Raw genomic sequence first — 26750 nt, 5'->3', positions numbered from 1 at the left:
ACACGGGATGATTCGAGAATGGCAGGAAATTCAGGGCGCAAGCGGGCTTTGCACAAGCTGACGCACAGCGAGGCAGCGCCGGGCATAGTTCTGATGACCTGTGCTGCGATTGCCCTTGTCCTGGCCAATTCGCCCTTGGCTGATCCTTGGCACGAGCTGTTCCACCACACGTTGCCATGGACGCCCGTGCCCAAGCTCGACACGTTGCACCTGTGGATCAACGATGCGCTGATGGCGGTGTTCTTCTTTGTCGTCGGGCTGGAGATCAAGCGCGAGATCCTTGACGGCGAGCTTTCGAGTGCCAGTCGCCGCCGTCTGCCGGTGATTGCAGCCGTCGCCGGCATGGTGGTGCCCGCGCTGATCTACCTGGGCATAGCCGGTGGCGATCCGGCGCTGCATCGCGGCTGGGCGATTCCTTCCGCCACCGACATCGCCTTTGCCATCGGCGTGCTGGCACTGGCTGGAAAAGGACTGCCGTCGTCGCTGCGGCTGTTCCTGCTGACCGTGGCGATCGTCGATGATCTTGGCGCGGTTCTGGTCATCGCGTTTTTCTACACGACAGGGCTGGACCTGATGTGGCTGGGCATTGCCGCCGCCATCTTTCTGGCGCTGGTGGTCGTGAACCGAGCCGGTGTCAGCTCGCTGATTCCCTATATCCTCGGGGCCGTCGCGCTGTGGTTTGCTGTGCTCCATTCGGGCGTCCATGCAACCATTGCCGGCGTTCTCGCCGCGTTGACCGTGCCACTGGCACTCAACCGGGAGCATGACAGCCCGTTGCTGCGGCTCGAACATGCGCTGGTCGCGCCCAACGGCTTCCTGATCGTGCCACTGTTCGGCCTGGCCAATGCCGGAGTTGCGCTTGGCTCGATCGATGGAGGGCCGCTGGCGCTGCCGATTGCAATTGCCGCGGGCCTGCTGATCGGCAAGCAGGTGGGCATCCTTGGCAGCATCGTGGCAGCGGAAAAGCTGGGTATCGCCAAGCGGCCAGCCGGCGCCACGATTCGCCAGCTTTGGGGCCTCTCCCTGCTCTGCGGGATCGGCTTCACGATGAGCCTTTTCATCGCCAGCCTCGCTTTCCCGCAAAGCCCGCTGCTGGTCGAAGAGGCGAAGCTGGGTATTCTGGGCGGATCGATAATCTCCGCGCTGGCCGGACTGTTTCTGCTGAAAGGGAGCGTGAAGAGCCAAGCATGATTGACGAATTCGATCAATATTGCCGTATCATTGCATGAAACCTTTCAGTGGATCTGGCGTATAAGGGGCTCAATCCACCCGGACACGAAAGGGGAATGTCATGCCCGGCGACAATGCGAAGAAGGCCCTGATCGACAGCATGAACGGTCTGCTGGCCGATTACTTCACGCTCTACCTGAAGACCAAGAACTACCACTGGCACGTGGCTGGCCCGCAGTTCCGCGAACTGCACCTGCTGTTTGATGAACAGGCTGCCGAGCTGTTCGCGCTGACCGACGTGATTGCCGAGCGCGTGCGCAAGAACGGTGGCGACACGCTGACCGGCATCGGTGCCATTGCCGGCAAGGCTTCGATCAAGGACGACGACCGCAGCAAGGTTGACGCGATGGAAATGGTCAAGGCCTTGCGCGACGACAACGTGGCGCTGGTCAAGGCGATCCGCGCGGTCAAGGAAGCGGCCAGCGAGGCGGGCGACAATGCCACCGAGGGCATGGCCGACGACTGGACCGATCAGGCCGAACAGCGGGCCTGGTTCCTGACGCAGACGCTTGCCTGAGAGCCTTGCGGCCTGAGCCTCAGAAGGTTCCACCCGTCACGATGCCGACACCATCGGGACGGGTGTCGAACCCCGAGGACTTCAGCGCATCGGCAGTTTCCTGGGGCAGACCTGCCAGCGCAAGGTCTGCCTGCCAGCGTCCGTCGCCGCCGAGCTTGAGTGTCAGGCGTTCCATGCCCTGCAGACCGCGCATCGGTACGACCAGCGCACCCTTTTCACAACGTGCCTGGCCCGAGACAACCATCGCATCGGGCAGAAGCGGGCCAAGCGAAGCCAGAGTCAGGCTGAGGGTGCCTTGCGCCTCGCGGCACTGGCCATTGGCCATGACGACCGAGAAATCGCCGAAGCCAAGCGAGGTTACGGGCAGACCGCCGAGGCCATCGGGCAGGAGTACCGAGCCGTTTGCGCCGGTAAGGCGCGACGGTGCAATCCGCGCGGAAAAGCCTTCTCTCGAGAGGGCGAACTGAGCGCGGCCAATCAGCAATGGCAGCGGCTCCAACCCGGCATCGACGGTGCCGAGGGGCAGTGGACCTGCATTCAGATCGGCAATCCGCCCGCTCCAGACGCTGCCCTCGACGCTACGAGCGGAGATCGAATCAGGCAGCGCCATGCCTAGCACCAGCCGCAGCGGGAGCAGAACGAGCAGGGCAGCCACGAACAACGCGCCCAGCGCCAGCCAGCCACGGCGGCCCATCGCAGCGCCGCGGATGAATATCCACCGCCCGATCACGATGCCGCCTTTCGCACCGTGACGTTGACCGAGACCGTGCCGTCGGGGGCGGGCGTCAGGGTGAGCTGTTCCACCGCCAGCCCCTGACCACCCAGTGCATCGAGCCAGGCAAGCACGGCCGAAGGACGCGCGGTCGGGATGACCAGAACGGCCATGTCGGACCCGCGCCGTTCGTTCGACTGCACCACGAAACCGGCTTCCTGCGCACTTGCCCCGGCGATCTGTTCGACCGGCCCTGCCAGCACCGGGGCGCGGGCGGCGGGGGCACGCTTGAGCGCCTCGATGCCAGCGGTGATGCGGCCCGCCCGCTCGGTCGCCTCGCGATGGCGGGTGGCGGCCTCGTCCAGCGCGTTGCCGACAGGAAGCACGATCCCGTAGATCAGCAGGATCACCGCGGCGAGCGCGCCGGCCACGCCCACCAGAACGCGCTCGCGCTGGGTCAGGCCGATGTACCAGAGGGACACGCGCTGCATCATGGTGCCCTTACGGTGATGGCGGCGACGGTTGCGCCAGTGGGATCGGGGGCAAGGGCAGGCGGAACGGTGACTTTCCAGCCATTGTTCTGCAGCGCGATCAGCACGGCGTTGACGTCCTCTGCGCGGGGCGCGGCGGCGGTGAAGCGCAAGGTTCCGTCAGCGGCGTAGCCCAGATCGCGCAGCTTCACGCCGGGCACCGGACGCATCGCGTCGAGAACGGCGGCAGCCGGGGCGGCAAAGCTCGCAGCCCCTTCGCCGCGCTTGGCGAGTTCTGCGGCGAGCATGCGCTCGGCCGTGTCGAGATCGGTTGCAGCGGGAAAGCGCTTCTGCGCGAGGCCCAAGGCCCGGGCTTCCTCGGCGCTGCTGTCGAGGTTCCATTTCACGATCCATACCATCATCAGCAACAGGGCGAGCAAGGCCGCCACTGCAGCCATGCGGACTAGGCCAAGCCAATTGGCGGTGCGGAACACCGAGACGCGGCGCGGGGCATAGGCGCCTTGCCGCAGGTTCAGCGGCGGTGCGGCATGAATTTGCGCAAGCCGTTCTGTCAGCGCGTCGTCATCGAGCGCGGTCTGGTCCAGACCTTCTCCCAGCGCTTCGACCAGTGCCTCTTCTGCGGCAAAGGCGGCTGCCGGGGTGCGGGCGAGCAGCTGATCGCCCAAGGCACCAAGCACCAGGGCCCCGTCCTGCCGGGGAAGAACGAGGGCTGCGGGGACGATGGTTTGCGGATCGATTCCGGCCTGCGCCAGCGTGGCCAGCCAATGATCCATGTCGGAAGCGGAAAGGCGGCTGGAGAGCAGGCGGCCTTCCGCTGCGGCGACTGCGACGTGGCGCTCCGTGGCAAGGCCGCCTTGCGCGAGCGCGAGACGTTCAGCCGCAAGCGCCTGCGCCACCGGCATTGCGGGCAGGGGCTTGTCCACGACGGGGGCAAGGGAACTGGGAACAAGCACGGTGACGGCACCGTGGATCGGCAGGTCGGCCGAATATTCCTCCGGCCCGACGCCAGTCTCGTCCACGCGGCGCCAGCGCCAGGGATCACCCTGCGTGGGCGGCAGGAGCAGGATCAACCCGTCAGCAGGAGGAGAGCCGGTGGAGGCCATGGGCGAGCGTCAGTTCTGCCCGGCGTAGATGTCGGCGTTCAGATCGCTGCCGCCGGGCTGACCATCGGCGCCCAGGGAGAAGATCTCGAACGGCCTGCCGTCACGACCCGGCGTCTGGTACTGGTAGGGGCGGCCCCAGGGATCGTTCGGGATGTCCTTCACGTAGCCGCCGGAGCGATAGTTCTGCGGCTGGGCCAGATTTGCGGGGGGGGACTTCAGGGCGCCCAGTCCTTCGGCGAGGCCGGGATAGCTGGCCATGTCGAGGCGGTACATCTCCATACCCTGCTCGAGCGTGGCGATATCGCTGCGCGCCTTGACCACCATCGCCTTGTCCTGACTGGGCAGGACGTTGATCAGCACCACCGTGGCCAGCAGGCCGATGATGAAGATGACGACCATCAGTTCGACAAGGCTGAAGCCGTTGCGACGGCGCTCTTCCTCGGTCTCAGGCGTCTGGGCAGGCGTAGCTTCGGTCATGGTCATCACAGTCCGGTGAGGTTCTGGAGCTGCAGGATCGGCAGCAGGATGGCGAGGATGATCAGCGCGACGGCTGTGCCCATCACCACGATGATCGCGGGTTCGAGCAAGGCCATGGCGGCGGCGGTGAAAGCTTCGAACTCGCGTTCGAGATAGTCTGCGGCGCGTTCGAGCATGGTGCCAAGCTGGCCCGCCGCTTCGCCGCTGGCAGCAAGGTAGACAAGCAGCGGCGGAAAGGTGCCCGCTTCGCGCAGGGCGGTGGAGAGCGAGCCGCCGGCGCGGACCTTCTCGCTGATCTGGGCGAGCGATTGCGCCTGGACCGCGTTCGACACCGTGCGGGTGGACAGACGCAGGCCATCGACCAGCGGCAGGCGAGCCTCGATCATCGTGGCCAGCGTGCGCGCGAGGCTGGCGGCGTGGACATCGCGGATCAACTTGCCGACGAAGGGCAGGCGCAAGAGCGCGGCATCGAAGCGCAGTTTGAAGGCGGGATTGCGCAAGGCGCGGACGAAGCCGACCACCGCCAGCGCGATCAGCGCAAGCAGCGCCCACCACCACGTGCTGAGGAACTGCGAGATGCCGATGACCACGCGGGTCAGCACTGGCAGCTGGCGGCTGGCATTGTCGAACTGTTCGACCACCCGCGGCACGACCGAGATCATCAGGCCGGTGACCACCGCTATGGCGACGAACGAAAGCACGATGGGATAGGCAAGCGCGGCGATGATCTTGCCGCGCACCTGTGCCTGCCGTTCCAGCATGTCGGCCAGCCGGTCGGCGATGGCGGGAAGACTGCCGGAGTTTTCGCCGGCGGCAATCATGGCGCGATAGATCGGCGGGAAGCTCGGCTCCTCGCGGCGCATGGCTTCGGCCAGCGGCAGGCCTTCGATGATCCCGGCGTGAACGTTCGACAGGATCGCCTGTGCCTTGGGCTTTTCGGTCTGCCGCGCGATTGTCCGCAGCGTCTCCTCGAGCGGGCTGACGACCATCAGCGAGGAGAGCTGGCGGGTGAACAGGGCAAGCTGCTTGGCTGAAAGCTTGATGGCGAACAGCGCAAGGCCGGAGGTGGTGGTTGCGGCGTGACGGGCCGACGTGGCGGCATCGGCCTGCACGCTGACGACGAACCATTCCCGCGCGACCAGCTTGTCACGCGCTGCCGCTTCGCTGGCGGCTTCGATCGCGCCGCGGCGTTCCGTCCCCTGGGGGTCGATCGCGTGATAGGCAAAGCGCGCCATCAGCCGTCCCGCCGCATGATGCGGGCTGCCTCTTCGGGCGAGGTGGTGCCGTCCTTGACCATGCGCCGGACGGCCTTGGCCAGAGTGGGAGCATCCGCGAAGGCATGGCGGGCGACGGCCGCTTCATCCGCATTGTCGTGGATCATCTGGCGGATGGTGTCGTCCACCCGCAGCGCTTCGAACACGCCGACGCGGCCCTGATAGCCGGTCTGGCTGCATTCGCCGCAGCCCTTGGCGGAGAACACCGTCCGCCCCGCCTTCATGCCCAGCACCTCGGCCATGCCCTGATCGAGCACGCGCTCCTCGCGGCAATGCGGGCAGAGGCGGCGGACAAGGCGCTGGGCGATGACTGCGCGCAGGGTGGAGGCGAGGAGGAAGGGTTCGACCCCCATGTCGCGCATGCGCGTAATCGCGCCTGCGGCATCGTTGGTGTGGACGGTCGACAGTACGAGGTGGCCGGTGAGCGAGGCCTGCACGGCGATGTCGGCGGTTTCGCGGTCACGGATTTCGCCGACCATGACCACATCCGGGTCCTGACGCAGAATGGCGCGCAAGCCCGCAGCGAAGGTGAGGCCAACCTTTGCGTTGACCTGCGTTTGCCCCACGCCATCCACAGCGTATTCCACAGGGTCTTCCACAGTCAGGATGTTGCGCTGGCCATCGTTCAGCCCGCGCAGTGCGGCATAGAGCGTGGTCGTCTTGCCCGAGCCGGTCGGTCCGGTGACAAGGACGATGCCGTTGGGTTCGGCAATGGCCCGGCGCAGTGTGTCCCCGGCCTTGGCGTCGAGACCCAGCCCCGCGAGGTCGATCCCCGCGTTCTCCTTGTCGAGCAGGCGCATGACGACGCGCTCGCCCGCGCGGTTGGGCAGGGTGGAGACGCGCACGTCGACCAGCTTGCCGCCAAGGCTGAGCGAGATGCGGCCGTCCTGCGGCACGCGGCGCTCGGCAATGTCGAGCCGCGCCATGACCTTGATGCGACTGACCAGAACCGGCGCGACATGCGGCGGCATGCGCAGTTTCTCGGTCAACACGCCGTCGACGCGCATGCGCACGACCAGCGCGGTCTCGTAAGGCTCGATGTGGATGTCGGACACGCCCTGGCGCAGGCTCTCGGCGATCAGGCCGTTGATGAGGCGAATGGCCGGGGCATCGTCGGCGCTGTCGAGCAGGTCCTCGGCGGTGGGCAGGCCCAGCGCGAGCGGATCGAGCCCGTCACCCGCAATGCCCATGTCACCGGCCACGGCGGCGGCGGCGCCATCCATCGCATAGGCATCGGCGAGCAGCTTCTCGAATTCGGCAGGGGAGACCCGATGCAGTTCGAGCGGCAAGCCGAAGGTGCTGCGGATTTCCAGCAGGCTGAGCGGATCGCCGCCTTCGCGCAGCGCCACGATGACGCGCCCTGCTTCAACCGCTTCAACAAGAGCCCCCCGATCGCGGGCAAAGGCATAAGGCAGCGTCGGAGGCGTAGCCTCGGCTGGCGCAACGACGGTCACCGCCTCGACCAGCGGTTCCTCGGTGTCGTCGATGGGCCTGACGCTGTACATCGTTCAGTTCTGCGCGCTGCTCGGCGGAAGTTCGGTCTGTTCAAGCGGAACCGGCGTGGCGCGCGGGCGGATCAGCGTGTCGCCCGGAGCGACAACCGCGACTTGCGCCGAAGGTGCGGCGGGAAGCGTTGCGCCCATGTAGTCGACGATCAATTCGTCGATTGTCGGCTCCTGCTTGGCGTTGAATTCGATCTGCGCCTGGCGGACCACGCCATAGCGCCGCGCGGCAAGCGCAGCCCGGTCGGCCGCATTGCGCAGGATGGTCGGGCGAATGAAGACCATCAGGTTGGTCTTGACCCGGCTGCGCCCGCGCGACTTGAACAGTTCGCCCACCACTGGAATGTCGCCGAGCAGAGGCACCTTCTGCAGCGTGCGCTGCTCGTTGTCGTCAAGCAAACCGCCCAGTGCGACGATCTCGCGGTCGCCCACGGTCACGGTGGTCTTGATCTCGCGCTTGTTGATGATGAGCTCGTCCGACTTGCTCGAGACCGTGCCTGCGATCGAGCTGACTTCCTGGCGCAGATCGAGCCTTACCATGTTTCCGGCATTGATCTGCGGGGTCACGTCCAGCTCGATGCCGACGTTCTGCCGCTGCACGGTGCGGAAGGTATCGTTGAAATTGCCGTTCGAAAGCGCTTCGCCGGTGGTGATCGGCACGTCCTGCCCGAAGAGAATCGATGCGGGTACGTTGTTGTTGGTGGTGATGTGCGGGGTGGACAGGATGTTCGAGTTCTTGTCGGTCTGCACAGCGTTTATCAGCGCACCGAGATAGGTGTCCTTGGACAGCTCTGTAAGGAAGCCGGTGTAGGCACCGCTTGCGGAAAGCGCCTTCGTAGCGGCGTTCTCGCGCAGCAGGTCGCCGGCCGTGCTGTTGGTTGTCGTCGTGACGGTGTCGCCATTGATCACTGTGGTCGTCTGGTTGAGATTGTCGGCCAGAAGCCCGCCAGCGATGTCGATGATGTTGGGCGAGGAGTTGGAGAAATTGGTCACGGCGAAGGGCTTGTCCTTGCCGCCGAACAGCAGCTGGACGCCGAGTTCCTTCGCCACGTTGTTCGAAATCTCGACGATGATCGCTTCGACCAGCACCTGCTCCTGCGGCACGTCAAGCTGCCGGATCACCTCGCCGATGCGGCGCTGATCATCGGCAGGCGCGGCGATGATAATCGCGTTGGCACCGGGATAGCGGGTGATCGTGGCCGTGCCGCGCCCGTTGGCAAGCTTGATCGGACCATTGCCGAGCCCGCCCGAGGTTGCGCCGATCGGACTGGTCTGGCTGCCGCCGGTTGCAGCGGCCTGTCCGGTCGAACCTTGCGTGCCCGCGCTCGAGTTCTGGCTGCCGCCGACGCCGCCCAAGGATACGGGCGCGGCGCTGGCCGAAGCCACTTCGCCCCCGCCCTGGCCGCCGAGCAGGCGTTCGAGAACCGGCACGAGCGCGGCGGAATCGGCGTAGTCGAGCCAGACGACCTTGATCTCGCCCCCGGTCGCGGCCCTGGCGTCGAGCTGGCGGGCCATGGCCGCAAGCTTTGCCAGCGTTGCCGGTTCACCGCGCATCAGCACGGCATTGGAGCTGTCCACCGCGACGACCGTGGCCAGCGCACGCGCGCCTTCGCCCCCTGCCGGGACCAGCTGGCTCAACGCCGTGGCGATTTCACGAGCGCCGGCATGATCGAGAATCACGGTCTGCGTGGCGGCGTTGTCGCGGTCGATATCGGCGAGCAGCGCGCGGATGCGGCGCATGTTGTCGGCGTAATCGACGACGACCAGCGAATTGCCAGCCTTGTTCGCGGTGATCGCGCCTTCCTTGCTGATCAGCGGGCGCAGGGTCTCGACCGCTTGCGCAGCGTCGATGGCGCGCAGCCGGATGACCTCGGTCACCATCTGGCTGAGCGCGGCCCCCCGGCTGCCGATGCGCGAGGGATTGGCGGCTGCCCCTTCGGCAGGCTGAATGCGGAACGCGCCGTTGCCGGTCGGCACAGCGACCAGCCCGTTGGCGCGCAAGGTGGAGAGGAAGACCTCGAAGTATTCCGAGCGGCTGAGAGGCCGGTCGGAAACGACGCTGATCTTGGCCTGCACGCGGCTGTCGACGATGAAGGTGCGGCCCGTCACTTCGGCGGCATCGGCCACGAAAGCGCGAATGTCGGCTTCGCGCACGTTGAGCGTGTATTGCGCCAGCGCGGCCTGCGGCACGGCAAGGGCGAGCGCGGCGGCTCCGAGGAGCATTCGGGGGCTAAGGAGCTTGCGCAAGGTCATGGGGCCAATGTGATAGCAAGAGGAAGCTGGCGATCGCCGCGACGCACGGTGACCGCGACTGAAGTGCCGGCGCGAATGGCGCCGGACAGCGCGGCAGCATCCGCCGCGCTGGTGATTGGCTTGCCATCGACCGCCGTGATGACATCGCCGGGCTGGAAGCCCGCGGCACGGAAGGCTGCTCCGTCACCCGACGAGAGGACTTCCACGCCCACGACCTTGCCGCCCTCGGCGCGCGGACCGAAGTTGACCCCGCTGCGCAAGGCGGCGACGCTGACCCCGCCTCCGGGCGCGGCAGGGGGAGGCGCCGCTACGGGGTTCGCCGCGACCACGCCCTGTGCGCTGGGTGCAGGGCCGGACTGGTCGAGATAAAGCAGTTCCCTGGCGCCATTTCGCGACAATTCGACGTGATCGAAAGCGACCGCCGCCAGCGTCACGCCAGGCTGCACTTCGGCGCCGACGCGATAGACCTGCTGCAGGCCGTCGCCCCCGGCAATGATCGCTGTGCCGCCGCCACCGGGCGTAGCGCGCGTGGCGAACAGGGTCAGCGCGAGCGAGGTTACCGCGCCCGACTGTTCTGCCTGCGCCGCAGCGGCGGGCGTGCGGTTGAAAGGATCGACCGAAGCGAAAAGCGCTGCCCGCGCAGTGGGCGACATCATGCGAACGCTGTGCGGGGTCCAATCGCCGAGTGGCGAGACGGGCGTGACAATCGCCCAGAAAAGCGCTGCGGCAAGCCCGGCGATGAGGCTGGCAAGGGTCCACCACAGTATGTCATGCAGGGACGGCAAGGCGGGCCGCAACCCGGCGATCACCAGCCTCCTTTGCCCGAATCCCACGCCAGCGTTCCCCTTCCGAAGCAGCAGGAATAACCGCAAGGCTGCGATTCACAAATGCTTCCGGTTACTTGGTCCGTCAGATGCCAAGCAGTGCAATGCTACGGGAGTGTGACAAAGGCTTGGCAAACTCGCCAGATTGCAGAGCCCACGGCCGGCCCGGCACGGTACCGTGCTATTCGGACTCACGCTCTCGTGCGTTGAGCTTGTTCCACAGGTTCTCCGTGCCTGCCTCGATCGCCTTGTTCACGTACTGCGAGGCCACCAGCCAGCCCTTGAACGGGCGGAGCGTGGCAAGACATCCGATTGCCAGGATCGGCACGGAGGTAAGCACGTGCACCCACCATGGCGGCGCATGGGCAACTTCAAGCCAGACCGCAAAGAAGGTGAGCGGGAAAGCGGTGATGCACAGTGCGAAGAAGGCCGGACCGTCGTCCGCGTTGGCGAACTGGTAATCGAGCCCGCATTCCGGGCAGGTCTTCTGCAGCTTCAGCCAGCCTGCGAACATCGGCCCCTTGCCGCACTTCGGGCACAGCCCCTTCCACCCACAGTGAAGGATCCAGTCGAACTTCGGGTTCTTGGTGAAGATGGCCATGAAACGAATGCCCTGCAATTGCGCGGTTGCAGCCCCCTTAGGCCCCCCCGACGCAACCGCAAAGCAAGAACGCCTGCGATCTTCCCGACAATCAGTTCGCCGGATTATGCTTGTCGAGGAACGCCTCCATCTGCGTCAGGAAGGTCAGCCGGTCTTCCTCGCGGCTGAAAAAATGGTCGCCCTCGGGCTGGATGAAGAACTCATGTGCCTTGCCCGCCTTCTTCAGTCGGTCCACGTAGGTCTTCGACTGGGCGAACGGGACGCGGCGATCCTTCTTGCCGTGGATCACCAGGATGGGAATGCTAGTGCGCGAGGCGTGGTTGATCGGCGAGACATCGGACAGGTCCTCGGCACGGCTGCGCCAGTATTCGGTGGTGCCAAGGCCGCCGACGAAGTTGCGGTCGTACTTGATCATCTCGGGCAGATCCGCCACCCCGGCATAGCTGATCGCGCAGCGGTAGAGGTCCGGATTGCGCTCGGCCGCGCGCATGGCAACGTAGCCGCCGTAGGAACCGCCAACAACGCAGGCGCGCTTGACGTCGCCGATCCCTTCCTTGCCGAGATAGGCAAGGGCATCGTCGACATCGTCCTGCATCCTGTAGCCCCACTGGCCAGCCCCCGCCTGCTGAAAGGCGGTGCCAAAGCCGGAGGAGCCGCGGAAGTTGGGCTGGATGACGGCATAGCCCCGGTCGGCGAGGAACTGCGCCCACCAATCCCAGCTCTCGTCATCGCGCGCAGCGGGACCACCGTGGGGCATGACGATGACCGGCAGGTTCTTCGCGTCAACGCCTGCGGGCAGAGTTAGTACCGCCGTCAGGTCCATTCCGTCGCGGGCCTTGTAAGCCACCGTCTTGACCGGTGCGAGCGCTCGCGTCCCGAGCGTAGGGTTTTCGAGCGCAAGCCGGGTGAGTGGCTGGCCGGCTTCGAAGACATAGTAGGCGCCCGGTGCAGAGGGACTTTCAACCTTGAAAAGCAGCACCTTCTCGTCCCGACTGAGACTGACGATCCGCACCAGCTTGCCGGGGAAGTTTGCCTCCAGCTGCGCCTGGATCTTCTTTCGTCCCTCGTCGATCCACACGGTCCGATAGCGCGTGTCGGTGAAGCCATAGCCGAGCACGCGGGTCTGCTCCTTGTCGAGGTAGAGGTTCGACATGTCATAGGCACCGGCATCGAACAGCTTTTCGCCGACCTGCATCGTCTTGAGATCGAGCTTGTAGGCGGCGTTGGTCCCGCTGCGCGTGCTGAAGGCGATCGCGGAACCGTCGGCGAGGATGACGTCAGGGACGATCAGCTCCTCGGTCCGCCGGACATTGGCGAATTCGTCGAAGTTATCCTTGTTGCTCGCACGATAGAGCGCGCGATAGCGCAGGCCGTCCTTCTCGATCCCGATACCGAGACGCACGTTGCCGTCACGGTCCGCATACCAGTCCTGCACGCCCTCGCGCGGCCAGACCAGCTTGCTGAACGTGTTGGTGGCGACGTCGACCATCGATACGTTGGGCCAGAAACCCTCGTCGGAAAGGTAGAACGAGGTCTGCGAGGCGAGCAGGATGCGCGGCGAACCGTCGCGCGCAACCCAGAGCACGTCGGCCATGCTGAAGCCCGCGCCACCATCGCGGCGGTCGATCAGGAAGTGCGCGTCCGATCCGTCCGTGCGAAAGGCGATCAGCCGGGTGCCGAGGCCCATGCCGCCCGTCGCCGGGATCTCCACCCCGACCGTAGCGATCAGCCATTCGTCATTGACCCAGCGCACGTAGCGCACATCCACGTCCTTCACGGGCAGTCGCGCCTGCAGCCCGCCGCCATCGGCCTTGATGATAACCAGCTCCTGCTTGCCGGCGATCGAGGCCATCGCGACGACAAGCTTGCCGTTTGGCGAGATGCTCGGCGCTTCGATCATTGGCAGATGGGCGAAATCCGCGACAGGTCGCTCCGCCAACGCCGGGGAACTGCTCGTCGCAAAAGCCACAATAGCGACAAACAACACAGTAAATCGATGCAATATGGCCACTCCTGTTCAGCGCGACAGTGATTGACTAGTTCGAAATATCATTCAAGATCAAATTCATTCATATTACAGTCACTTTGCAGAGCGCCAGCATGTCACGATGCCCAAGGTCATCGAATCTCGCGTGATTGAATCTCCCGGTTTCTTGCGCCCCAAACCGGCGCAACGCTTCCGCGCTCGTTTCCTCGACGTCCTCGCGTCGATCTACATCTACAACGAGCATCGGGGCTACACTTCGCTCGACCGGGTACTCGAAGCGGTAAGGGTGCGTTGTCCGGATAACCCTGCCTTCATCGCCGCCATCGAGAAACACCGCGCCGACGAGCGCAAGCATTACGTGATGTTCAGGCGCTGGTTCGAATTGCAGGGGCGGATGCCGCTTGCCGTCGATTCCACTTGCGGGCACATCGATCGCTTCATTCAGAAAGTGTTCGGCTGCACGATCGACGAGCTCGACACGCAGGGCGTGATTGCCAGCCCCGAGGCATTCGAGAAGCTGTGCCGGGTCATCATGCTGACCGAACAGCGGGGCATGCGGCAGGTCGAAATTCTGCTGGAAAATCGCCATGTGCGTTCGGACAAGGCGTTGAAGCGCATATTCGAGGTCGTCGAGAAGGACGAGCCCGACCACTGGATGCCTTATGCGGCATGGCTCGACTCGCAGGGGCGTGAGAAGGCGAAATGGCAGGAGCGCTGGGCCGACTACTGGATCCACCAATCGCTGATGCTGGTGAAACTGCCGAGCATGTTCCTGCGCCGGTCGACGCCCCGGATGGCTGCCTGGCCTGATTCAGGGGAGCGTTAGACAGGGCACCGCTCCCGCGCTAGTCTCCCGGCGGGGAGAAGACGATGGACGGGGCAATCGAGGACCGCAGGCCCAGCCTGCTGTCGCGCGTGGTGCGAAAGCTGTTGGTGTGGTTTTACCGTAGCCAGGGGTGGAAGGCCGTAGGCGCGCCGCCCGAGGATGGGCGCTGCGTGATCATTGCCGCACCGCATACCTCCAACTGGGACTTCCTCTACTTCATCGGGCTGACCGAGGACTTGGGCCTCAAGCCCCATTTCATGGCCAAGGACAGCCTGTTCCGCTGGCCCTTGGGCGGCTTCATGCGCGACATGGGCGGGGTTTCGATTGATCGTTCGGCCCGCAAGAACGTCGTCGACGCCATGGTCGCCGAGTTTGCGCGCCGCGACCGCTTCATGCTGACCATCGCGCCCGAAGGCACGCGCAGCGCAGTCGGCCAGTGGCGCAGTGGCTTCTATCACATCGCCCTGAAGGCGAAGGTGCCGATGGTCGTGGGCATGATGGACTATGGCACCAAGACCGGCGGACTTGGCCCGGCCATCTGGCCATCTGGCGATTACGAGGCCGACATGCGCAAGATCTTCGACGTCTACCGCAAGGTCACGCCGAAGCATCCCGGCCGTGGGCTGACCGAACCGCCGGAGGTTACCGATGCCTGATGCGCTGCTCCACGCCCTGTTGATGAACGTGGTGATCCTCGTGGTCGGCATGGGCTTGCTGTGGCGCGTGGCGGTGCGCATCGGCGACGTCAGCTTTATCGACGCGGTGTGGGGCGGGGGCATGGGCGTTCTGGCGATGGCCTCGTGGCTGCACGTTAGCGGTGGCCCCGGCGCGCGGGCGAGCCTGATTGCGGCGATGGCGGTGATCTGGGCGGCGCGATTGGCGTGGCACCTCTACACCCGCTGGCGCGGCCATGGGGAAGACGCGCGCTATGCCAAGATGCTGGGCAAGGCCAAGGCGCAAGGCAATTTCGCCTCGGCTGCGCTGAAGTTCGTCTTCGCCCCGCAGGTGCTGCTGCTGTTCATCACCTGCCTGCCCGCACAACTCGGCGTGCTCGCCAGCGCGAGGCCTGCACCGCTGGGCGCGCTCGCCTTGGCCGGGGCCGTACTGTGGCTGGTCGGCATCGTGTTCGAGGCGGTGGGCGATGCGCAACTGCGCGCCTTCCGCGCCGATCCCGCCAACAAGGGCCGCGTGCTCCAGACCGGCCTGTGGCGCTACACCCGCCACCCCAACTACTTCGGCGACGCCTGCGTCTGGTGGGGCATCTGGCTCGCCGCCGCCGACGCCGGCCTGTGGGTCGCGCTGGCAAGCGTGATCGGGCCGGTGTTTCTGACGTTCACCCTGACGAAGTGGTCGGGCAAGCCGCTGCTGGAAAAGGGCATGGAAGAGCGGCGGCCGGGGTATCGGGAGTACGTGGAGCGGACTTCGGGGTTTGTGCCTTGGTGGCCGAAGCGGGGGTGAAATGAGCAAACCACGCTGGGTGAGCAAGCTTTTCGAGCGCAGACTGTTCTGGGTGGCGACCGGCGCGTTTGCTTCAGCCCTCACAATGCTTTCTGCGCAGGTGATCGACAGGTTCTATTTCAACCAACCGGAAGAGTTGGTGATACGAGGAGCAAACCTGAGTGATGAACTGAAAACTGAACTGATTGAGACAGTTGGAACGTGTTTGGGGCGTTTTGATCTCGATACTGGCCCGCATGACTACAGCGTGCATATTCCAACGAACCGCCTCGGGAAAAAGGACTATGAGTGTCTCCTGAGAAAGGGCACCGGGATCGGGGAATTCGTTAAGGCCGAAGAGTACTATCAAGTCGTTCCGGGTACCGTCTGGGAAGGATCGGGCTGGACCATTGAGAGGCCGCTCCCGTCACCCTGAACTTGTTTCAGGGTCCATCTTTCAGCACGAGCGGCGGCTTGATCGGCGAAATGGATCCTGAAACAAGTTCAGGATGACGGAAGACAGACGTCGGGCATCAATGAGGAACAGGCTATTCGACTGCCTCGCTCTTTCGCCACTCCCCAACCGTCGCCCCGGCGCAGGCCGGGGTCCATTCCGGTTAGGTCCGGCCTTGCTGACAGCGAGGTTTCGCAACGTTGACAGGTCATGGGCCCCGGCCTGCGCCGGGGTGACGGAGGTTGGAGCGGGTACGGCGGTTACCTCACCACCCCAGCCCGCACCTCCTGCGGCACCGTGCGCACGGGCACGGCCTTGATCCAGCCTTCCAGCGCATCGATGTCGGTCGGGCCGGTGACCGTATCGGGCTTACCGACGAAGCCCGAAAAGCCATCGCCGCCCATCCCGAGGAAGCCATTCACCGTCACGCGGTAGGTCTTCGCCATGTCCAGCGGCTTGCCGTCGAGCGTGATCGTCACGATGCGGTTCCCTGAAGGCCGCGCCGGGTCATAGCGGAACTCGAAACCCACGGACGGCGCCAGCGCTTGTTTCGGCCCGGTATCGTCCAGCCCCTCTTCCAGCACGGCCTTGATCTGCGCGCCGGTCATGCTCTCGGTCACCACGTTGTTGCCGAAGGGCTGGCACAGGTAGATGTCGCCGAAGGTCAGCGTGCCGTCCGCCGCAGGGACCAGCGGGGCGCGGATGCCGAAGGGGTTCATGAAGGCGATCTCAGCGCCCTTGTCCCGCGTCGCACCGAGTTGCGCGTCGGCGATGAGGTTGCCCAGTGGACCGCCCGCGCCGCCTTCTGCGCCCTCGTTCTTCGGCGCTGCGCGATCAATCCTGCCGATCGGGCGCTGGGTGTATTCCTTCGATGCCTCGACGTATTTCGCCACGTATTGCGCGATGTCGGCCCTCGGCTGGAATTGCGGGAACAGCGGCGTGTTGCCGAGCGGCCCGCGCGTCGAGGTGTAGGGCACCGACTGCACGATCACGTTTTCGGCCCGCTTCGAAACCACGCGCCCTGCCACCGGATCGATCTGCAGCGTGATGTCGGTGACGAGTTCGCCATAGACGCCCGCGCTGGTCAGCAGGAACGGCTTGGCCGGATTGAGCTGCGCGTAATCACAGACGTAGGCCCAGTGCGTATGGCCCGAGACGACCACGTCCACGCGGCTATCCAGCCGGTCGAGGATCGGGCGGATGTCTCCGGCGAAATCATTGCAGCCTTGCGGGTTCGGATCGCCCTTGGTCCGCCCGCCTTCGTGGATCAGCACGACGATGGCGTCCGCCCCTTGCGCCTTCAGTTGCGGCACGGCGGCGTTGATCGTGTCAGCCTCATCCTCGAAGGTCAGGCCCTGGATGCCGGTCGGGGTCACCAGATTGGGCGTGCCCTTCAGCGTCAACCCGATCACGCCCACGGTCACCGCCTGGTTGCCCGAGCCGAAGGTCTTGAGCCCGGTTGCCGGAAACAGCGTCGAGCCATCGGCGCGCTTCGTGCTGGCGGCGAGGTACTTGAAGGTTGCGCCGGTGAATTTCTCGAGTGCGCAGGGCACCTTTGCGGTGAACTTCTCGCAACCTCCATTCTGCATGCGCTGCAGTTCCTGCTGGCCGCGGTCGAATTCGTGATTGCCAACCGCGTTGAAGTCCACGCCGATGCGGTTCATCACGCCGATCGTGGGCTCGTCCAGATAGAGCGAGGAGGCGAGCTGCGAAGCCGAGATCATGTCTCCGGCCGAAACCGTCATTGACTGCGGATGCTTCGCCCGGATCGAATCGATTGCCGATGCCAGCCACGCCGCGCCGCCTGCGGGGACTGGCGTGATGCCACCCTTCCCATCGCCGACATTCACCGCCTGGCGCGGTGGTTCGAGGCTGCCGTGAAAGTCGTTGATCCCGACGATGCCGACCTCGACCGGCCCCGAGGCTCCGCCGCCCGCCATCGGCGCGACACAGGCGCCGAGAAGTCCGGACAGGGCAAAGGGCAGGACAAGACGAACGCGCTGATGCATCGGGAAAGCGACCTTATCGTAACGGGTGCAACCGGTTGAGGGCGACCTAGCCCATTGGTGTTGCGCTTTGAAGGCCGTTTATGTGGGGCAGGCCGAACAGCCTTCGTATGCGCAACCATTGTCTCGGGCGCCATGCCTCCCTACAATGCGCAAGAGGCCCAAGACTGAGGACGCACAGGGAACCATGGCTCCATCCGCAGCAGAGCAAGACGCCATGCGCGCCCGGCTTGTCGAACTGGCGCAATCCATGGTCGAGGAACGTGGCGGGGCCGGGCTAAACCTCTCGGAACTTGCCGCACGCGCCGGGATCAGCCAGGCCAACCTCTCGCGCTATTTCGAAAGCCGTGAAGAGCTGATGGAGGCGATTGCCGATCACTGGTTCAAGCCGATGGTCGACATCATGGAAGACGTTCTGGCGAGCGACCTGCCGCCGCGCCGCAAGATGTACGAATTCTTCGCCCGGCGCTTTCTGGTGATGAAGAAGAAGTGGGAAGCCGACCCGGCCAAGCTCCAGACCTACATCGAGGTCGGGAACGAGAACTTCGAACAGATCCGCAGCTACATCGACCTTGCCGATCACTACCTCGGCGAAATCATCGGCGAGGGGATGAGCGACGGGCATTTTGCCGGGCTCGAAGTCGATGAGACGATCAGCCTCGTCAACCAGATGTGTGCCCCCTACTGCGCGCTGAATACCATGACCACGTTCATGGAACGCCTGAACGAGGACAAGCTGGCGCGCATCGTCGACGCGGTGTTCGACGGACTTTCCGCCCAGGATCGCGGTGCAAAGGCGCTGACGGGCCTGCGTGCGGCCTGAAACTCCGGGTCAGGCGTGACCGATTATCGGGCTGTTTGCCGGAGCCGTAGCTTGGATCAGGCCTCGCACCAACTGCTGCGCCGGCCCTTCCAAAGTTCGGCGAGGCCTTCGGCCTCGAGAATTGCGCCGAGGCTGCGCCCGTTTCGCGTGACGACCCGCAGCGCGCGGCCATAGCGGTCAGTGCCGCGCCCCTGCACTTCCAGTTCGAACGGTCCGGCATTGAGTAATTCGACCAGTCGGTGTGTCGCCCGCATGCCGAGCCTGGCTTCCGCCACGCATGCAGGCTGGGAAGTTTCGGGCGTGTTGATGTCCGCGATGCGGATCTTGAGGCCGTTGAGCCAGAAGGTGTCGCCATCCACGACGCAGGTCACGCGCGGGCCCGGGGCGCACAATTCGAACCGGGCTTGCGCCGTGTCCGGCGGGGCCGCGCTGGCAAGGGCGTTATCGGCGAGCGACAATGCGGCAAGCGACGTGAGGCCGAGAGCCGTGGCGAGGAGGACTGTGATCTTGTGCATGGACGGGTTCTGGAAGGTCCGGCTCCGTCCCGCGCCTCCGTATGCCTTCGCTCAGTGATGAGGCTAAGGGGAGGGACTCAGGGCTTCCAGCTCAGGTATTTCTCTCAGTGGTAACCACTGGATAACCGGCTCGTGCCATAGTCGTTCCATGTTCGGACCACGGCTCACCACGATATTTGCAAGCCGCTGGAAAGCGCTGTGGTGGGCAGGCTCGATCCTGCTTCTCACCTGGTCGCTGGTGCCTGCTGCCGAGGACCGCGACTCTTCCGGGAGCGCAAGGCCCGCACACGTCGATCCCTGGGCGAAGGACGCGAAATAGCGCCCGCTATTTGCCGCCAAACAGGAACGCCACGGCGGCCATGATGCAGGCGAACGCGGCGAAGTGCCGCCAGTGCAGCGGCTCCTTCAGAAACACGACCATGAACACCCCGAACACGATCAGCGCGATCGCCTCCTGCGTGATCTTGAGCTGACCGGCGCTCCATCCGCTCAATGCGCCGATGCGATTGGCCGGCACGGCCAGGCAATATTCCAGCAAGGCAATGCCCCAGCTGATCAGGATGACCAGAAGCACCGGTCGCTGGGCGACAGCTGCGGGGCCGCCCTGGATGTGCCAGTACCAGGCAATCGTCATGAACAGGTTGGACAGGACAAGCAGGACGATCGTGGTCATTGGTCGGCAAATTCCGATGGGCAGGGGGCCGATGGGAAGGGAATGCGAAAGTTGTGCGAATCTTAACGGTTGAGCCCGCAATAATGCGTAGCCACATGCCAGAGGTAGCCGATGTCCGATGCCAGATCGACTTATCGCTATGCCGTACTTCTGCTGGGCGGAAGCGTGCTGGTCGTGGGTGCGCTGATCGCCAGCGGTCTCAGCAGCAAGGCAAGCGCTCCCGCACAGGCAGACATCGCCACTGCCGAGAATGCCGCAGCGCTTCAAAGACAGTCCGCTTTTGAAAAGTGGGCTGATGAAGGCGAGATGGCAGAGGGGAAAGGGCGACTGATCGGCGAGGTCGAACTGGACGGAAAGATGGTCGAACTTCGCCAGCTTCCTGACGGTGTCGAGCCTGGAGATCCAGATCACGACTTGCCCGCCGACGAGGTCGCGGCAGGGCGGGGTGAACCCGCGCCCTGATTTCGGCTTCAGGCTCCGCGCGGAGTCTCATCGTCTTCGGGCACGCCCTCGCCGTAGATCCCTGCCTCATCGTCGTCGTTGCGCTCGCCGCGATAGGCGCTCATGTCGATCCGGCCGGAGCTGACCATCTGCTTCATGTGGTCAACGAGGTCGGGTACGTCGGCGTCGTCACCACCAAGCCCCTGGCCGGTTACCTTCTCGCCCAGATCCTGCTCGCCCAGCACGCTGGTCGCCCGGGAAAGAGCCTCGTCGGCAACGGTCTGCGCCTGGGCATCGCCGTCTTCCTGCTCGGTATTCACCGCTTCGGGCGCTGGCGTCTTGTCGTCGATCATGGGCGTATCTCCTTTGCCGAAGACTACGCCCTGATCGCCTGCCTGTTCCTCAGAGCGATCCGTTCCGATTGCATCGTACGGATCGCTCTGGATTCTTGTTTTGCCGCGTTTTCCGAGTCACCAGATGATTCCATCTGGTTCGAAAACGCTCTAGCGCGTGGGGACCGGCACTTCGCCGGAATAGTCGTAGAAGCCGCGCCCGCTTTTGCGGCCGAGCCAGCCTGCCTCGACGTACTTCTGCAGCAATGGCGCCGGGCGGTACTTCGGGTCGCCGGTCGAGGCGAGGTAGATCTTCATGATCTCGAGCAGCGTGTCGAGGCCAATGAAGTCCGCCAGCTCCAGCGGGCCCATCGGATGGTTGAGGCCAAGCTTGACGCCCTTGTCGATGTCGACGACCGAACCCGTGCCGCTGCCCAGCACGAAGGCCGCCTCGTTGATGAACGGCACGAATATGCGGTTGACGATGAAGCCCGGCTCGTCCTGCGAGAGCACGATTTCCTTGCCGATGTTCGCCACGTAATCACGCACCGCCTCGATTGTGGAAACCGAAGTGGCAAGGCCAGGGATGACCTCCACCAGCTTCATCAGCGGTACGGGATTGAAGAAGTGGATTCCGATGAAGCGCTCCGGATCCGGCGAGGATACTGCCATGCGCGTGATCGGGATCGACGAGGTGTTCGACGCCATGATTGCATGGGCAGCAAGGTGCTTTCCAGCGGATTCGAAGATCTTGTGCTTGATGTCCTCGCGCTCGGTCGCCGCTTCGATCACCAGGTCGGCTTCAGCGAGGGCGGCGTGATCAGAGAAGGTGTGCAGGTTGGCGACGGTCGTTGCAGCGAGGGCGGCATCGACCTTGCCCTTCTCGACCAGCTTGGAGAGGCCCTTGGCGATCTTGTCCCTGGCCTTGTCAGCCAGTTCGATCGACACGTCGCCGAGCAGGACCTTGAGCCCCGCCTGCGCCGATACCTGGGCGATGCCTGAACCCATCTGGCCCGCACCGATCACTGCAACCGTCTTGATCATGAGGATGTCCCGCTCTGAATGAAATGCGGGAATGGCGGTTAGCGAGCGGCGGGACGTTAGTCCACCTGATGCTAGCGCGAGGCGCGTTCAGGGTTGGCGCGAGGCGCCAGGAACCCACAGCGGGTCGCTGCCCGCATTCGTCGCCCGAGCCAGCACGAACAGATAGTCCGAAAGCCGGTTGAGATAGGCGAGCGCCTGCGGGTTTACCGGCTCTGCATCGGCCAGTGCGACCGCGCTACGCTCTGCCCGGCGCACGGTAGCGCGGGCGACGTGAATTCGCGCGGCGGCTTCCGATCCACCGGGCAGGATGAAGCTGGTCAGCGGCGGCAAGCCTTCGTTCAGCGTATCCATCGCCGTCTCCAGCCACGCGACCTGGCTCTCTACCACGCGCAGGACCATCTCGGAAGGGGTGAAGTCATCGCCGGGCGTGGCAAGATCCGCGCCCAGATCGAACAGGTCGTTCTGGATGCGCTGCAGGTTCCGCGCCGTGGTTTCCGACGCGACGACTGCGGCAAGGCCGATCAGGCTGTTGGCCTCGTCCACCTCGCCGATGGCCTGCATGCGGACATCGTGCTTGGCGCGGCGGGAACCGTCGACAAGGCCGGTGGTGCCGTCATCACCGGTGCGCGTGTAGATCTTGTTGAGCTTGACCATTGCTGTGGTGTGCGCGCCTCAGCGCGAGAAGGCGAGCAGGATGGCGACCGTAACCACGGCGAGTCCCTGAAACTTGATGCGATTGAACATCATCTTGTTCTGCAGCAACTGGTTTGCCGTCGCGCCCGAGGCGGGATCGCGGTTGAGATCTTCCTTGGTGCTGTTCAGGAAGGCGATGATCCCGCGCACGAGCGAGACGACCGTCAGCGCGACGAAGATGATGATCAGCGGGATCAGGACGTAGTTCATGGACACTGATCTATGGCGTCGGACAGCGAAATACCAGTGTCAAATAGGGTAGCGCGGACCTCGGCTGCGACGGCGCGCCCGTCCTCGCCCGCCCGCCGCCGGTCCGCCAGGGCCGGGGCGTCGCGGCGCTTCGCCAGCTTGCGCCCATCGGCCTCCACCAGCAAGGGATGATGATGCCACACCGGCACCGGCAGGCCGAGCAGATGCTGGAGCAGGCGGTGGATGTGGGTCGCACGGAAAAGGTCCATGCCTCGCGTCACGTGCGTCACGCCGTCGGTTGCATCGTCAAGCGTTGCGGCAAGGTGGTAGCTGGCCGGCGCATCCTTGCGCCACAGGATCACATCGCCGAAGATTTCAGGCGTGGCGATCTGAACGCCGTGGCGCTCGTCAGTCCACTCGAGTTCGCCCGCGAGCAGCGTAGCCTGCTCCATGTCCAGCCGCCATGCGACTTGCGGGCCGGGCGTAGGCCCGCGGCGCAGGCAGGTGCCGGGGTAGAGCGGACCGTCAGGCCCATGCGCCACGGCGGCGGCGGCAACCTCGGCGCGAGTGCAGGTGCACGGGTACAGAATGCCCATCGCGCGCAGCTCGTTGGCGGCGGTGCGATAATCTCCAACTCTCGAGGACTGGGGAGCAACTTCCCGGTAACTCAGCCGCAACCAGTTGAGGTCTTCGCGGAACTCTGCGGCAAGTTCGGGGCGCGAGCGGGCGCCGTCGATGTCCTCGATGCGCAAAAGGAACTCGCCTTGATCGCGAATGGCTCGGTCATGAGCGACGATTGCGGAAAACGCATGCCCGAGATGGAGCGGTCCGTTGGGACTGGGGGCAAAGCGGGTGACTGTCATGGCCCGAGCCTAGCGCGGTGCGACGGAGGCCGGAAGTCTGTCAGAAAGGGCGCTGGCAGAAGGTGCGCTGGATAAACAAAACGTCTGCCCCGCCGGGGCAGCCGCTTTTGTCGTTTATCGCATTTCCCTGCCTGCTCAGGCGAGCGTGGCAGTCCACATCAGGCTGCTGAGGCCAGCAGCGAGGATGATCGGGAATGCAAAAGCCGTGATGGCGCGCATGGTGTTCCTCCTGTTGAGATCACCTTGCAGGACATCCTCCCAGTTCGTGTTCATCCGGCAGGGTGGGCTGGAAGCATCGGAACTGCGGCCCAAATACGCCGAATGACGTATGCTGCAAGTGCGAACAGGGCACTTGCAGTTGCATGTAACGCAACTGTCACATTTCGCCCGCCATCTGGACAGAAAAGCCCGCTGCCACTATCGGCCAGCCATGAGCATCCAGCCTTCAGAATCGATCCTGCCAGAGTCCGTCCTGATCGTCGACTTCGGCAGCCAGGTAACGCAGCTTATCGCCCGCCGCGTGCGCGAAGCGGGGGTCTATTCCGAAATCGCACCGTTCACGCAGGCCGAGGCCGCGTTCCACCGGATGAAGCCCAAGGGCATCATCCTCTCGGGATCGCCGGCCAGCGTGCCCGCCGATGGATCCCCTCGCGCTCCGCAAGTGCTGTTCGACAGCGGCCTGCCGATCCTCGGCATCTGCTACGGCCAGCAGGTGATGAGCCATCAGCTTGGCGGCAAGGTCGAGCCGGGCGATTCGGGCGAGTTCGGCCGTGCGTTCCTGACGGTGACCGAACCCTGCGTCCTGTTCGACGGGCTGTGGAAGGAAGGCGAACGTCACCAGGTGTGGATGAGCCACGGCGACAAGGTGACCCAGTTCGCTCCGGGCTTCCGCATCGTCGCGGTATCCGATGGCGCGCCCTTCGCGGTCATCGCCAACGACGAGAAGAAGTACTACGGTACCCAGTTCCACCCCGAAGTGGTCCACACGCCCGACGGGGGCAAGCTGATCGCCAACTTCGTGCGCCACGTCTGCGGCTGCACCGGCGATTGGACCATGGCGGAGTTCCGCAAGACCAAGATCGCCGAAATCCGCGAGCAGGTGGGAAGCAGCCGCGTGATCTGCGGCCTTTCCGGCGGTGTCGATTCGGCGGTGGCCGCAGTCCTGATCCACGAAGCCATCGGCGACCAGCTGACCTGCGTCTTTGTTGACCATGGCCTGATGCGCATGGGCGAGGCCGAGCAGGTCGTGTCGCTCTTCCGCAACCACTACAACATCCCGCTGGTCCACAAGGACGTATCGGCGCTGTTCCTTGGCGGCCTTGCCGGCGTGACCGATCCGGAAGCCAAGCGCAAGTTCATCGGCAAGACCTTCATCGACGTGTTCGAGGCCGAGGCCAGGCAGGTCGGGGGCGCCGACTTCCTGGCGCAAGGCACGCTTTACCCCGACGTGATCGAATCGGTCTCTTTCACCGGCGGCCCTTCGGTGACGATCAAGAGCCACCACAATGTCGGCGGCCTGCCAGAACGCATGAACATGAAGCTGGTCGAGCCGCTTCGCGAACTGTTCAAGGACGAAGTGCGCGCGCTGGGACGCGAACTGGGCCTGCCCGAGATCTTCGTCGGCCGGCACCCCTTCCCGGGTCCGGGCCTCGCCATCCGCATTCCCGGCGAGGTCACGCGCGAACGCTGCGACATCCTGCGCAAGGCCGACGCGATCTATCTCGAGGAAATCCGCAACGCCGGGCTCTACGATGCGATCTGGCAGGCCTTCGCCGTGCTGCTCCCGGTCAAGACCGTGGGTGTCATGGGCGATTTCCGCACCTACGACAGCGTCTGCGCCCTGCGCGCCGTGACCAGCACCGATGGCATGACCGCCGACATTTACCCGTTCGACGCCGGCTTCCTGTCGCGCGTGGCGACCCGCATCGTCAACGAGGTCAAGGGCATCAACCGCGTCGTCTATGACTACACCAGCAAGCCGCCGGGCACGATCGAGTGGGAGTGAGCGTCCGCGCAGCCACTGCGGCGGACCGTGAAGCCACGGTCGCGCTGTGGGAGGTTGCGGGGCTTACACGGCCGTGGAACGACCCCGGCGCCGACTTTGACCTTGCCATGGCGACGCCGACATCGACGATACTGCTGGCCGAAACCGGGGCAGAATTAGGCGGCAGCGTGATGGTCGGCTTCGACGGTCATCGCGGCTGGGTCTATTACCTCGCCACCGCGCCAGACCGCCGCGGGCAAGGCATCGGCCGCGCGCTGATAGGCGCCGCAGAGGACTGGCTAAAGGCGCTTGATAGCCCGAAGATCCAACTCATGGTGCGCGGCGATAACAGCGCCGCGCGCGGCTTCTATGACACCTTGGGTTACGAGCTGCAGGACGTCGTAGTTATCGGCAGGCGCATCTAGCGGAGCCTTATCTGCCGGAAGCGCGCCCTCCCTGCGCTCCGCTGGAACACACTGTTGGCTATCAGCCAGACACGCACGATCCGCTTCGGCATTGCCCCGCCCAACGCCGCCGCATAGTCTTCAGCGACGCGCCGTCGTTCCCGATGCCAATGACCCAAGCCTTGCGACCCGCTGCGCAAGGTCCAGTGCGTTTCTCGTTCACACCACCAGCCGAGCGGGCATCGGAAGACGTGCCCTTCAGGCAGGCCCGCGCTCCACATATACGTGAGATCCCGCCCATTATCGAACTCCACGGCTATGCTCAGGTAATCGTGGGTGAATGCGAGGTCTTCCGGCAGGGACGAAGGAAGTTGCTCCACAAGCCATTCCCAGCTCAGTTCCGTTTGGCCCGTCAGGGGGATGCCGACTTCTCTCTGAAGAATACCCACGTCACCCTCGGTCGAGACCGTGATGTCATCCGGATCGCCCATGTAGATGCGCCCATCGCCGATGCGCCATAGGTACTCCCACCCTGCGGGCTGGCCCGTAGCCGTCGCCTTCTCGTTCGATGGGATGACCCGCAGTCCGACGCCGGGGGCCTGGCGCGGCCGCTTCCCGGGCAAAAGCCCGCCACTCGTGTCAGCGAACTCGGACAGTCCCTTTGTCAGGAACGACAGTTCGCCGGTGCTCCATGCGGCGTAGACCGCGTCGTGGGATATCAGCTTGCGCACGGGGCCGTCGCCGATGCGCATGTAAACCGTCGAGCGCGGTTCGACCACAAGCCCCAGCGGCTTGGAGAGCCATTGATGGCCGGTGGCGATCACCTGGAAATGTTCGCCCATGACAAAGCTGTAGCCACTTGGCGTCCATCGTTGTTCAGAGCCATCGAGCAGGATGGTGGCCGAAGGGTCGGGACCGCCCAGGGTCGATCTGCGGGCGGCGGAATTGCGGCGCTGCTGCCTCAAGAAGGCGAGAAAGGTTGCGCTTCTCGCCAGAAGTGATCGCTTGGTCTCGCCCATTGCTCCAATCCCCTCTTGCCTTGGCCAGGAGTGTGGACCTTTTTCCGAAGTGGACAATCCCTGCCTTGGAACAATA

Annotated in this window: 30 protein-coding genes; 10 read left to right on the top strand and 20 right to left on the bottom strand. The window is 64.7% G+C overall.

Translation table 11 applies throughout. From position 1 onward, the window contains the following. Nucleotides 1-18: 18 nt before the first annotated feature. Nucleotides 19-1191 carry a Na+/H+ antiporter NhaA gene (gene nhaA, locus AC1Q5P_RS07100; protein ID WP_492518561.1) on the top strand — a complete coding sequence of 391 codons (1173 nt, stop codon included), beginning with the start codon at nt 19-21 and terminating at the stop codon, nt 1189-1191. Nucleotides 1192-1291: 100 nt separating this feature from the next. Next, nucleotides 1292-1747 (top strand): Dps family protein, encoded by a 456-nt coding sequence (locus tag AC1Q5P_RS07095; RefSeq protein ID WP_062343374.1) that lies wholly within the window; start codon nt 1292-1294, stop codon nt 1745-1747. A gap of 19 nt (nt 1748-1766) precedes the next feature. On the opposite strand, the gene gspN is transcribed toward AC1Q5P_RS07095, so the two are convergent. The 10 genes from gspN to AC1Q5P_RS07045 form a co-directional block, all read right to left on the bottom strand. Next, the gene (gspN, locus tag AC1Q5P_RS07090) at nt 1767-2477 is read right to left on the bottom strand and encodes a type II secretion system protein N (protein ID WP_193827311.1); all 711 of its coding nucleotides are present in this window, start codon (nt 2475-2477) and stop codon (nt 1767-1769) included. Then, on the bottom strand, nt 2474-2950 hold the full coding sequence (gene gspM, locus AC1Q5P_RS07085; protein ID WP_492518560.1) for a type II secretion system protein GspM: 477 nt from the start codon (nt 2948-2950) through the stop codon (nt 2474-2476). Before gspM ends, gspN begins: the two co-directional genes overlap by 4 nt. After that, nucleotides 2950-4053, bottom strand: coding sequence for a type II secretion system protein GspL (gene gspL, locus AC1Q5P_RS07080; RefSeq protein ID WP_492518559.1), 1104 nt, complete (start codon nt 4051-4053; stop codon nt 2950-2952). Before gspL ends, gspM begins: the two co-directional genes overlap by 1 nt. A gap of 9 nt (nt 4054-4062) precedes the next feature. Then, nucleotides 4063-4530, bottom strand: coding sequence for a type II secretion system major pseudopilin GspG (gspG, locus tag AC1Q5P_RS07075; protein ID WP_062343378.1), 468 nt, complete (start codon nt 4528-4530; stop codon nt 4063-4065). Nucleotides 4531-4535: 5 nt separating this feature from the next. After that, on the bottom strand, nt 4536-5765 hold the full coding sequence (gspF, locus tag AC1Q5P_RS07070) for a type II secretion system inner membrane protein GspF (protein WP_492518558.1): 1230 nt from the start codon (nt 5763-5765) through the stop codon (nt 4536-4538). Beyond that, nucleotides 5765-7309 (bottom strand): type II secretion system ATPase GspE, encoded by a 1545-nt coding sequence (gene gspE, locus AC1Q5P_RS07065; RefSeq protein ID WP_492518557.1) that lies wholly within the window; start codon nt 7307-7309, stop codon nt 5765-5767. The genes gspF and gspE overlap by 1 nt, the downstream gene beginning before the upstream one ends. A gap of 3 nt (nt 7310-7312) precedes the next feature. Next, nucleotides 7313-9529 carry a type II secretion system secretin GspD gene (gene gspD, locus AC1Q5P_RS07060; RefSeq protein WP_230487722.1) on the bottom strand — a complete coding sequence of 739 codons (2217 nt, stop codon included), beginning with the start codon at nt 9527-9529 and terminating at the stop codon, nt 7313-7315. Nucleotides 9530-9555: 26 nt separating this feature from the next. Then, nucleotides 9556-10368, bottom strand: coding sequence for a type II secretion system protein N (locus tag AC1Q5P_RS07055; protein ID WP_492518556.1), 813 nt, complete (start codon nt 10366-10368; stop codon nt 9556-9558). Nucleotides 10369-10564: 196 nt separating this feature from the next. Then, nucleotides 10565-10984: a DUF983 domain-containing protein gene (locus AC1Q5P_RS07050; RefSeq protein WP_039333473.1), complete on the bottom strand. Its 420-nt coding sequence runs from the start codon at nt 10982-10984 to the stop codon at nt 10565-10567. 91 nt (nt 10985-11075) lie between these two features. Further along, nucleotides 11076-12884, bottom strand: coding sequence for an alpha/beta hydrolase family protein (locus tag AC1Q5P_RS07045; RefSeq protein ID WP_052242229.1), 1809 nt, complete (start codon nt 12882-12884; stop codon nt 11076-11078). Nucleotides 12885-13092: 208 nt separating this feature from the next. On the opposite strand from AC1Q5P_RS07045, the gene AC1Q5P_RS07040 reads away from it, so the two are divergent. From AC1Q5P_RS07040 to AC1Q5P_RS07025, 4 genes are read left to right on the top strand one after another with little or no spacing between them, the layout of a single operon-like run. Further along, complete coding sequence (locus AC1Q5P_RS07040; protein ID WP_492518555.1) at nt 13093-13797, top strand: ferritin-like domain-containing protein; 705 nt, start codon at nt 13093-13095, stop codon at nt 13795-13797. A 44-nt stretch (nt 13798-13841) separates the two neighbouring features. Next, nucleotides 13842-14453 (top strand): lysophospholipid acyltransferase family protein, encoded by a 612-nt coding sequence (locus AC1Q5P_RS07035; protein ID WP_039333475.1) that lies wholly within the window; start codon nt 13842-13844, stop codon nt 14451-14453. After that, a complete protein-coding gene (locus tag AC1Q5P_RS07030) occupies nt 14446-15255 on the top strand; it encodes a DUF1295 domain-containing protein (RefSeq protein ID WP_492518554.1) in 810 nt (269 codons plus the stop codon). Before AC1Q5P_RS07035 ends, AC1Q5P_RS07030 begins: the two co-directional genes overlap by 8 nt. 19 nt (nt 15256-15274) lie before the next feature. Then, the gene (locus tag AC1Q5P_RS07025) at nt 15275-15670 is read left to right on the top strand and encodes a hypothetical protein (RefSeq protein ID WP_156452091.1); all 396 of its coding nucleotides are present in this window, start codon (nt 15275-15277) and stop codon (nt 15668-15670) included. 278 nt (nt 15671-15948) lie between these two features. Here AC1Q5P_RS07025 and AC1Q5P_RS07020 read toward each other — a convergent pair whose 3' ends face one another. Continuing rightward, on the bottom strand, nt 15949-17697 hold the full coding sequence (locus AC1Q5P_RS07020; protein ID WP_492518553.1) for a bifunctional metallophosphatase/5'-nucleotidase: 1749 nt from the start codon (nt 17695-17697) through the stop codon (nt 15949-15951). A gap of 184 nt (nt 17698-17881) precedes the next feature. On the opposite strand from AC1Q5P_RS07020, the gene AC1Q5P_RS07015 reads away from it, so the two are divergent. Next, on the top strand, nt 17882-18517 hold the full coding sequence (locus AC1Q5P_RS07015; protein ID WP_062345449.1) for a TetR/AcrR family transcriptional regulator: 636 nt from the start codon (nt 17882-17884) through the stop codon (nt 18515-18517). Between the two features lie 56 nt (nt 18518-18573). Here AC1Q5P_RS07015 and AC1Q5P_RS07010 read toward each other — a convergent pair whose 3' ends face one another. Both AC1Q5P_RS07010 and AC1Q5P_RS07005 read right to left on the bottom strand, forming a co-directional pair. After that, entirely contained in the window at nt 18574-19032 is a 459-nt protein-coding gene (locus AC1Q5P_RS07010) for a thermonuclease family protein (RefSeq protein WP_062780469.1), read from the bottom strand. 325 nt (nt 19033-19357) lie between these two features. Then, a complete protein-coding gene (locus tag AC1Q5P_RS07005; protein ID WP_039333480.1) occupies nt 19358-19705 on the bottom strand; it encodes a DMT family protein in 348 nt (115 codons plus the stop codon). Nucleotides 19706-19816: 111 nt separating this feature from the next. Here AC1Q5P_RS07005 and AC1Q5P_RS07000 point away from each other — a divergent pair, with 111 nt between their 5' ends. Next, nucleotides 19817-20167 (top strand): hypothetical protein, encoded by a 351-nt coding sequence (locus tag AC1Q5P_RS07000; protein ID WP_492477043.1) that lies wholly within the window; start codon nt 19817-19819, stop codon nt 20165-20167. A gap of 8 nt (nt 20168-20175) precedes the next feature. Here AC1Q5P_RS07000 and AC1Q5P_RS06995 read toward each other — a convergent pair whose 3' ends face one another. The 6 genes from AC1Q5P_RS06995 to AC1Q5P_RS06970 all read right to left on the bottom strand — a co-directional run bounded on the left by AC1Q5P_RS06995 (nt 20176) and on the right by AC1Q5P_RS06970 (nt 23540). Continuing rightward, complete coding sequence (locus AC1Q5P_RS06995) at nt 20176-20499, bottom strand: hypothetical protein (RefSeq protein WP_062345379.1); 324 nt, start codon at nt 20497-20499, stop codon at nt 20176-20178. A gap of 150 nt (nt 20500-20649) precedes the next feature. Next, entirely contained in the window at nt 20650-21519 is an 870-nt protein-coding gene (locus AC1Q5P_RS06990; RefSeq protein ID WP_492518589.1) for a 3-hydroxyacyl-CoA dehydrogenase NAD-binding domain-containing protein, read from the bottom strand. A gap of 90 nt (nt 21520-21609) precedes the next feature. After that, nucleotides 21610-22176 (bottom strand): cob(I)yrinic acid a,c-diamide adenosyltransferase, encoded by a 567-nt coding sequence (locus tag AC1Q5P_RS06985; RefSeq protein ID WP_492518552.1) that lies wholly within the window; start codon nt 22174-22176, stop codon nt 21610-21612. Nucleotides 22177-22194: 18 nt separating this feature from the next. Next, on the bottom strand, nt 22195-22425 hold the full coding sequence (locus tag AC1Q5P_RS06980; protein WP_039333487.1) for an HIG1 domain-containing protein: 231 nt from the start codon (nt 22423-22425) through the stop codon (nt 22195-22197). Further along, entirely contained in the window at nt 22422-23267 is an 846-nt protein-coding gene (gluQRS, locus tag AC1Q5P_RS06975) for a tRNA glutamyl-Q(34) synthetase GluQRS (protein WP_492518551.1), read from the bottom strand. The genes AC1Q5P_RS06980 and gluQRS overlap by 4 nt, the downstream gene beginning before the upstream one ends. 135 nt (nt 23268-23402) lie before the next feature. Further along, the gene (locus AC1Q5P_RS06970; protein WP_156135743.1) at nt 23403-23540 is read right to left on the bottom strand and encodes a hypothetical protein; all 138 of its coding nucleotides are present in this window, start codon (nt 23538-23540) and stop codon (nt 23403-23405) included. Nucleotides 23541-23697: 157 nt separating this feature from the next. Between AC1Q5P_RS06970 and guaA the strand changes: the two genes are divergently transcribed. Further along, the gene (gene guaA / locus AC1Q5P_RS06965) at nt 23698-25272 is read left to right on the top strand and encodes a glutamine-hydrolyzing GMP synthase (protein WP_492518550.1); all 1575 of its coding nucleotides are present in this window, start codon (nt 23698-23700) and stop codon (nt 25270-25272) included. Beyond that, entirely contained in the window at nt 25269-25676 is a 408-nt protein-coding gene (locus tag AC1Q5P_RS06960; protein ID WP_407668275.1) for a GNAT family acetyltransferase, read from the top strand. Before guaA ends, AC1Q5P_RS06960 begins: the two co-directional genes overlap by 4 nt. On the opposite strand, the gene AC1Q5P_RS06955 is transcribed toward AC1Q5P_RS06960, so the two are convergent. Next, the gene (locus tag AC1Q5P_RS06955) at nt 25673-26674 is read right to left on the bottom strand and encodes a DUF3047 domain-containing protein (protein ID WP_492518549.1); all 1002 of its coding nucleotides are present in this window, start codon (nt 26672-26674) and stop codon (nt 25673-25675) included. The two genes, AC1Q5P_RS06960 and AC1Q5P_RS06955, sit on opposite strands and share 4 nt — an antisense overlap. Between the last annotated feature and the right edge of the window lie 76 nt (nt 26675-26750).

The organism is Novosphingobium sp. GW835-FHT14H07 (genome assembly GCF_058793515.1).
The sequence above is the reverse complement of the archived record's forward strand: the minus strand, read 5'-3'. Positions and strand labels throughout refer to the sequence as shown.

Excerpts from the sequence above, each read along its gene's own strand:
- AC1Q5P_RS07010 (WP_062780469.1), bottom strand. The coding sequence starts at position 19,032 with ATGCACAAGATCACAGTCCTCCTCGCCACGGCTCTCGGCCTCACGTCG.
- AC1Q5P_RS07015 (WP_062345449.1), top strand. The coding sequence starts at position 17,882 with ATGGCTCCATCCGCAGCAGAGCAAGACGCCATGCGCGCCCGGCTTGTC.
- gspD (WP_230487722.1), bottom strand. The coding sequence starts at position 9,529 with ATGCTCCTCGGAGCCGCCGCGCTCGCCCTTGCCGTGCCGCAGGCCGCG.
- AC1Q5P_RS07050 (WP_039333473.1), bottom strand. The coding sequence starts at position 10,984 with ATGGCCATCTTCACCAAGAACCCGAAGTTCGACTGGATCCTTCACTGT.
- gspE (WP_492518557.1), bottom strand. The coding sequence starts at position 7,309 with ATGTACAGCGTCAGGCCCATCGACGACACCGAGGAACCGCTGGTCGAG.
- AC1Q5P_RS07020 (WP_492518553.1), bottom strand. The coding sequence starts at position 17,697 with ATGCATCAGCGCGTTCGTCTTGTCCTGCCCTTTGCCCTGTCCGGACTT.
- AC1Q5P_RS07095 (WP_062343374.1), top strand. The coding sequence starts at position 1,292 with ATGCCCGGCGACAATGCGAAGAAGGCCCTGATCGACAGCATGAACGGT.
- AC1Q5P_RS07045 (WP_052242229.1), bottom strand. The coding sequence starts at position 12,884 with ATGATCGAAGCGCCGAGCATCTCGCCAAACGGCAAGCTTGTCGTCGCG.
- gspG (WP_062343378.1), bottom strand. The coding sequence starts at position 4,530 with ATGACCGAAGCTACGCCTGCCCAGACGCCTGAGACCGAGGAAGAGCGC.
- AC1Q5P_RS06980 (WP_039333487.1), bottom strand. The coding sequence starts at position 22,425 with ATGAACTACGTCCTGATCCCGCTGATCATCATCTTCGTCGCGCTGACG.
- guaA (WP_492518550.1), top strand. The coding sequence starts at position 23,698 with ATGAGCATCCAGCCTTCAGAATCGATCCTGCCAGAGTCCGTCCTGATC.
- gspL (WP_492518559.1), bottom strand. The coding sequence starts at position 4,053 with ATGGCCTCCACCGGCTCTCCTCCTGCTGACGGGTTGATCCTGCTCCTG.
- AC1Q5P_RS06995 (WP_062345379.1), bottom strand. The coding sequence starts at position 20,499 with ATGATCGACGACAAGACGCCAGCGCCCGAAGCGGTGAATACCGAGCAG.
- gspM (WP_492518560.1), bottom strand. The coding sequence starts at position 2,950 with ATGCAGCGCGTGTCCCTCTGGTACATCGGCCTGACCCAGCGCGAGCGC.
- gluQRS (WP_492518551.1), bottom strand. The coding sequence starts at position 23,267 with ATGACAGTCACCCGCTTTGCCCCCAGTCCCAACGGACCGCTCCATCTC.
- AC1Q5P_RS06970 (WP_156135743.1), bottom strand. The coding sequence starts at position 23,540 with ATGAACACGAACTGGGAGGATGTCCTGCAAGGTGATCTCAACAGGAGG.
- gspF (WP_492518558.1), bottom strand. The coding sequence starts at position 5,765 with ATGGCGCGCTTTGCCTATCACGCGATCGACCCCCAGGGGACGGAACGC.
- AC1Q5P_RS07000 (WP_492477043.1), top strand. The coding sequence starts at position 19,817 with ATGTCCGATGCCAGATCGACTTATCGCTATGCCGTACTTCTGCTGGGC.
- AC1Q5P_RS07030 (WP_492518554.1), top strand. The coding sequence starts at position 14,446 with ATGCCTGATGCGCTGCTCCACGCCCTGTTGATGAACGTGGTGATCCTC.
- AC1Q5P_RS07035 (WP_039333475.1), top strand. The coding sequence starts at position 13,842 with ATGGACGGGGCAATCGAGGACCGCAGGCCCAGCCTGCTGTCGCGCGTG.
- AC1Q5P_RS07005 (WP_039333480.1), bottom strand. The coding sequence starts at position 19,705 with ATGACCACGATCGTCCTGCTTGTCCTGTCCAACCTGTTCATGACGATT.
- AC1Q5P_RS06955 (WP_492518549.1), bottom strand. The coding sequence starts at position 26,674 with ATGGGCGAGACCAAGCGATCACTTCTGGCGAGAAGCGCAACCTTTCTC.
- nhaA (WP_492518561.1), top strand. The coding sequence starts at position 19 with ATGGCAGGAAATTCAGGGCGCAAGCGGGCTTTGCACAAGCTGACGCAC.
- AC1Q5P_RS06985 (WP_492518552.1), bottom strand. The coding sequence starts at position 22,176 with ATGGTCAAGCTCAACAAGATCTACACGCGCACCGGTGATGACGGCACC.
- AC1Q5P_RS07040 (WP_492518555.1), top strand. The coding sequence starts at position 13,093 with ATGCCCAAGGTCATCGAATCTCGCGTGATTGAATCTCCCGGTTTCTTG.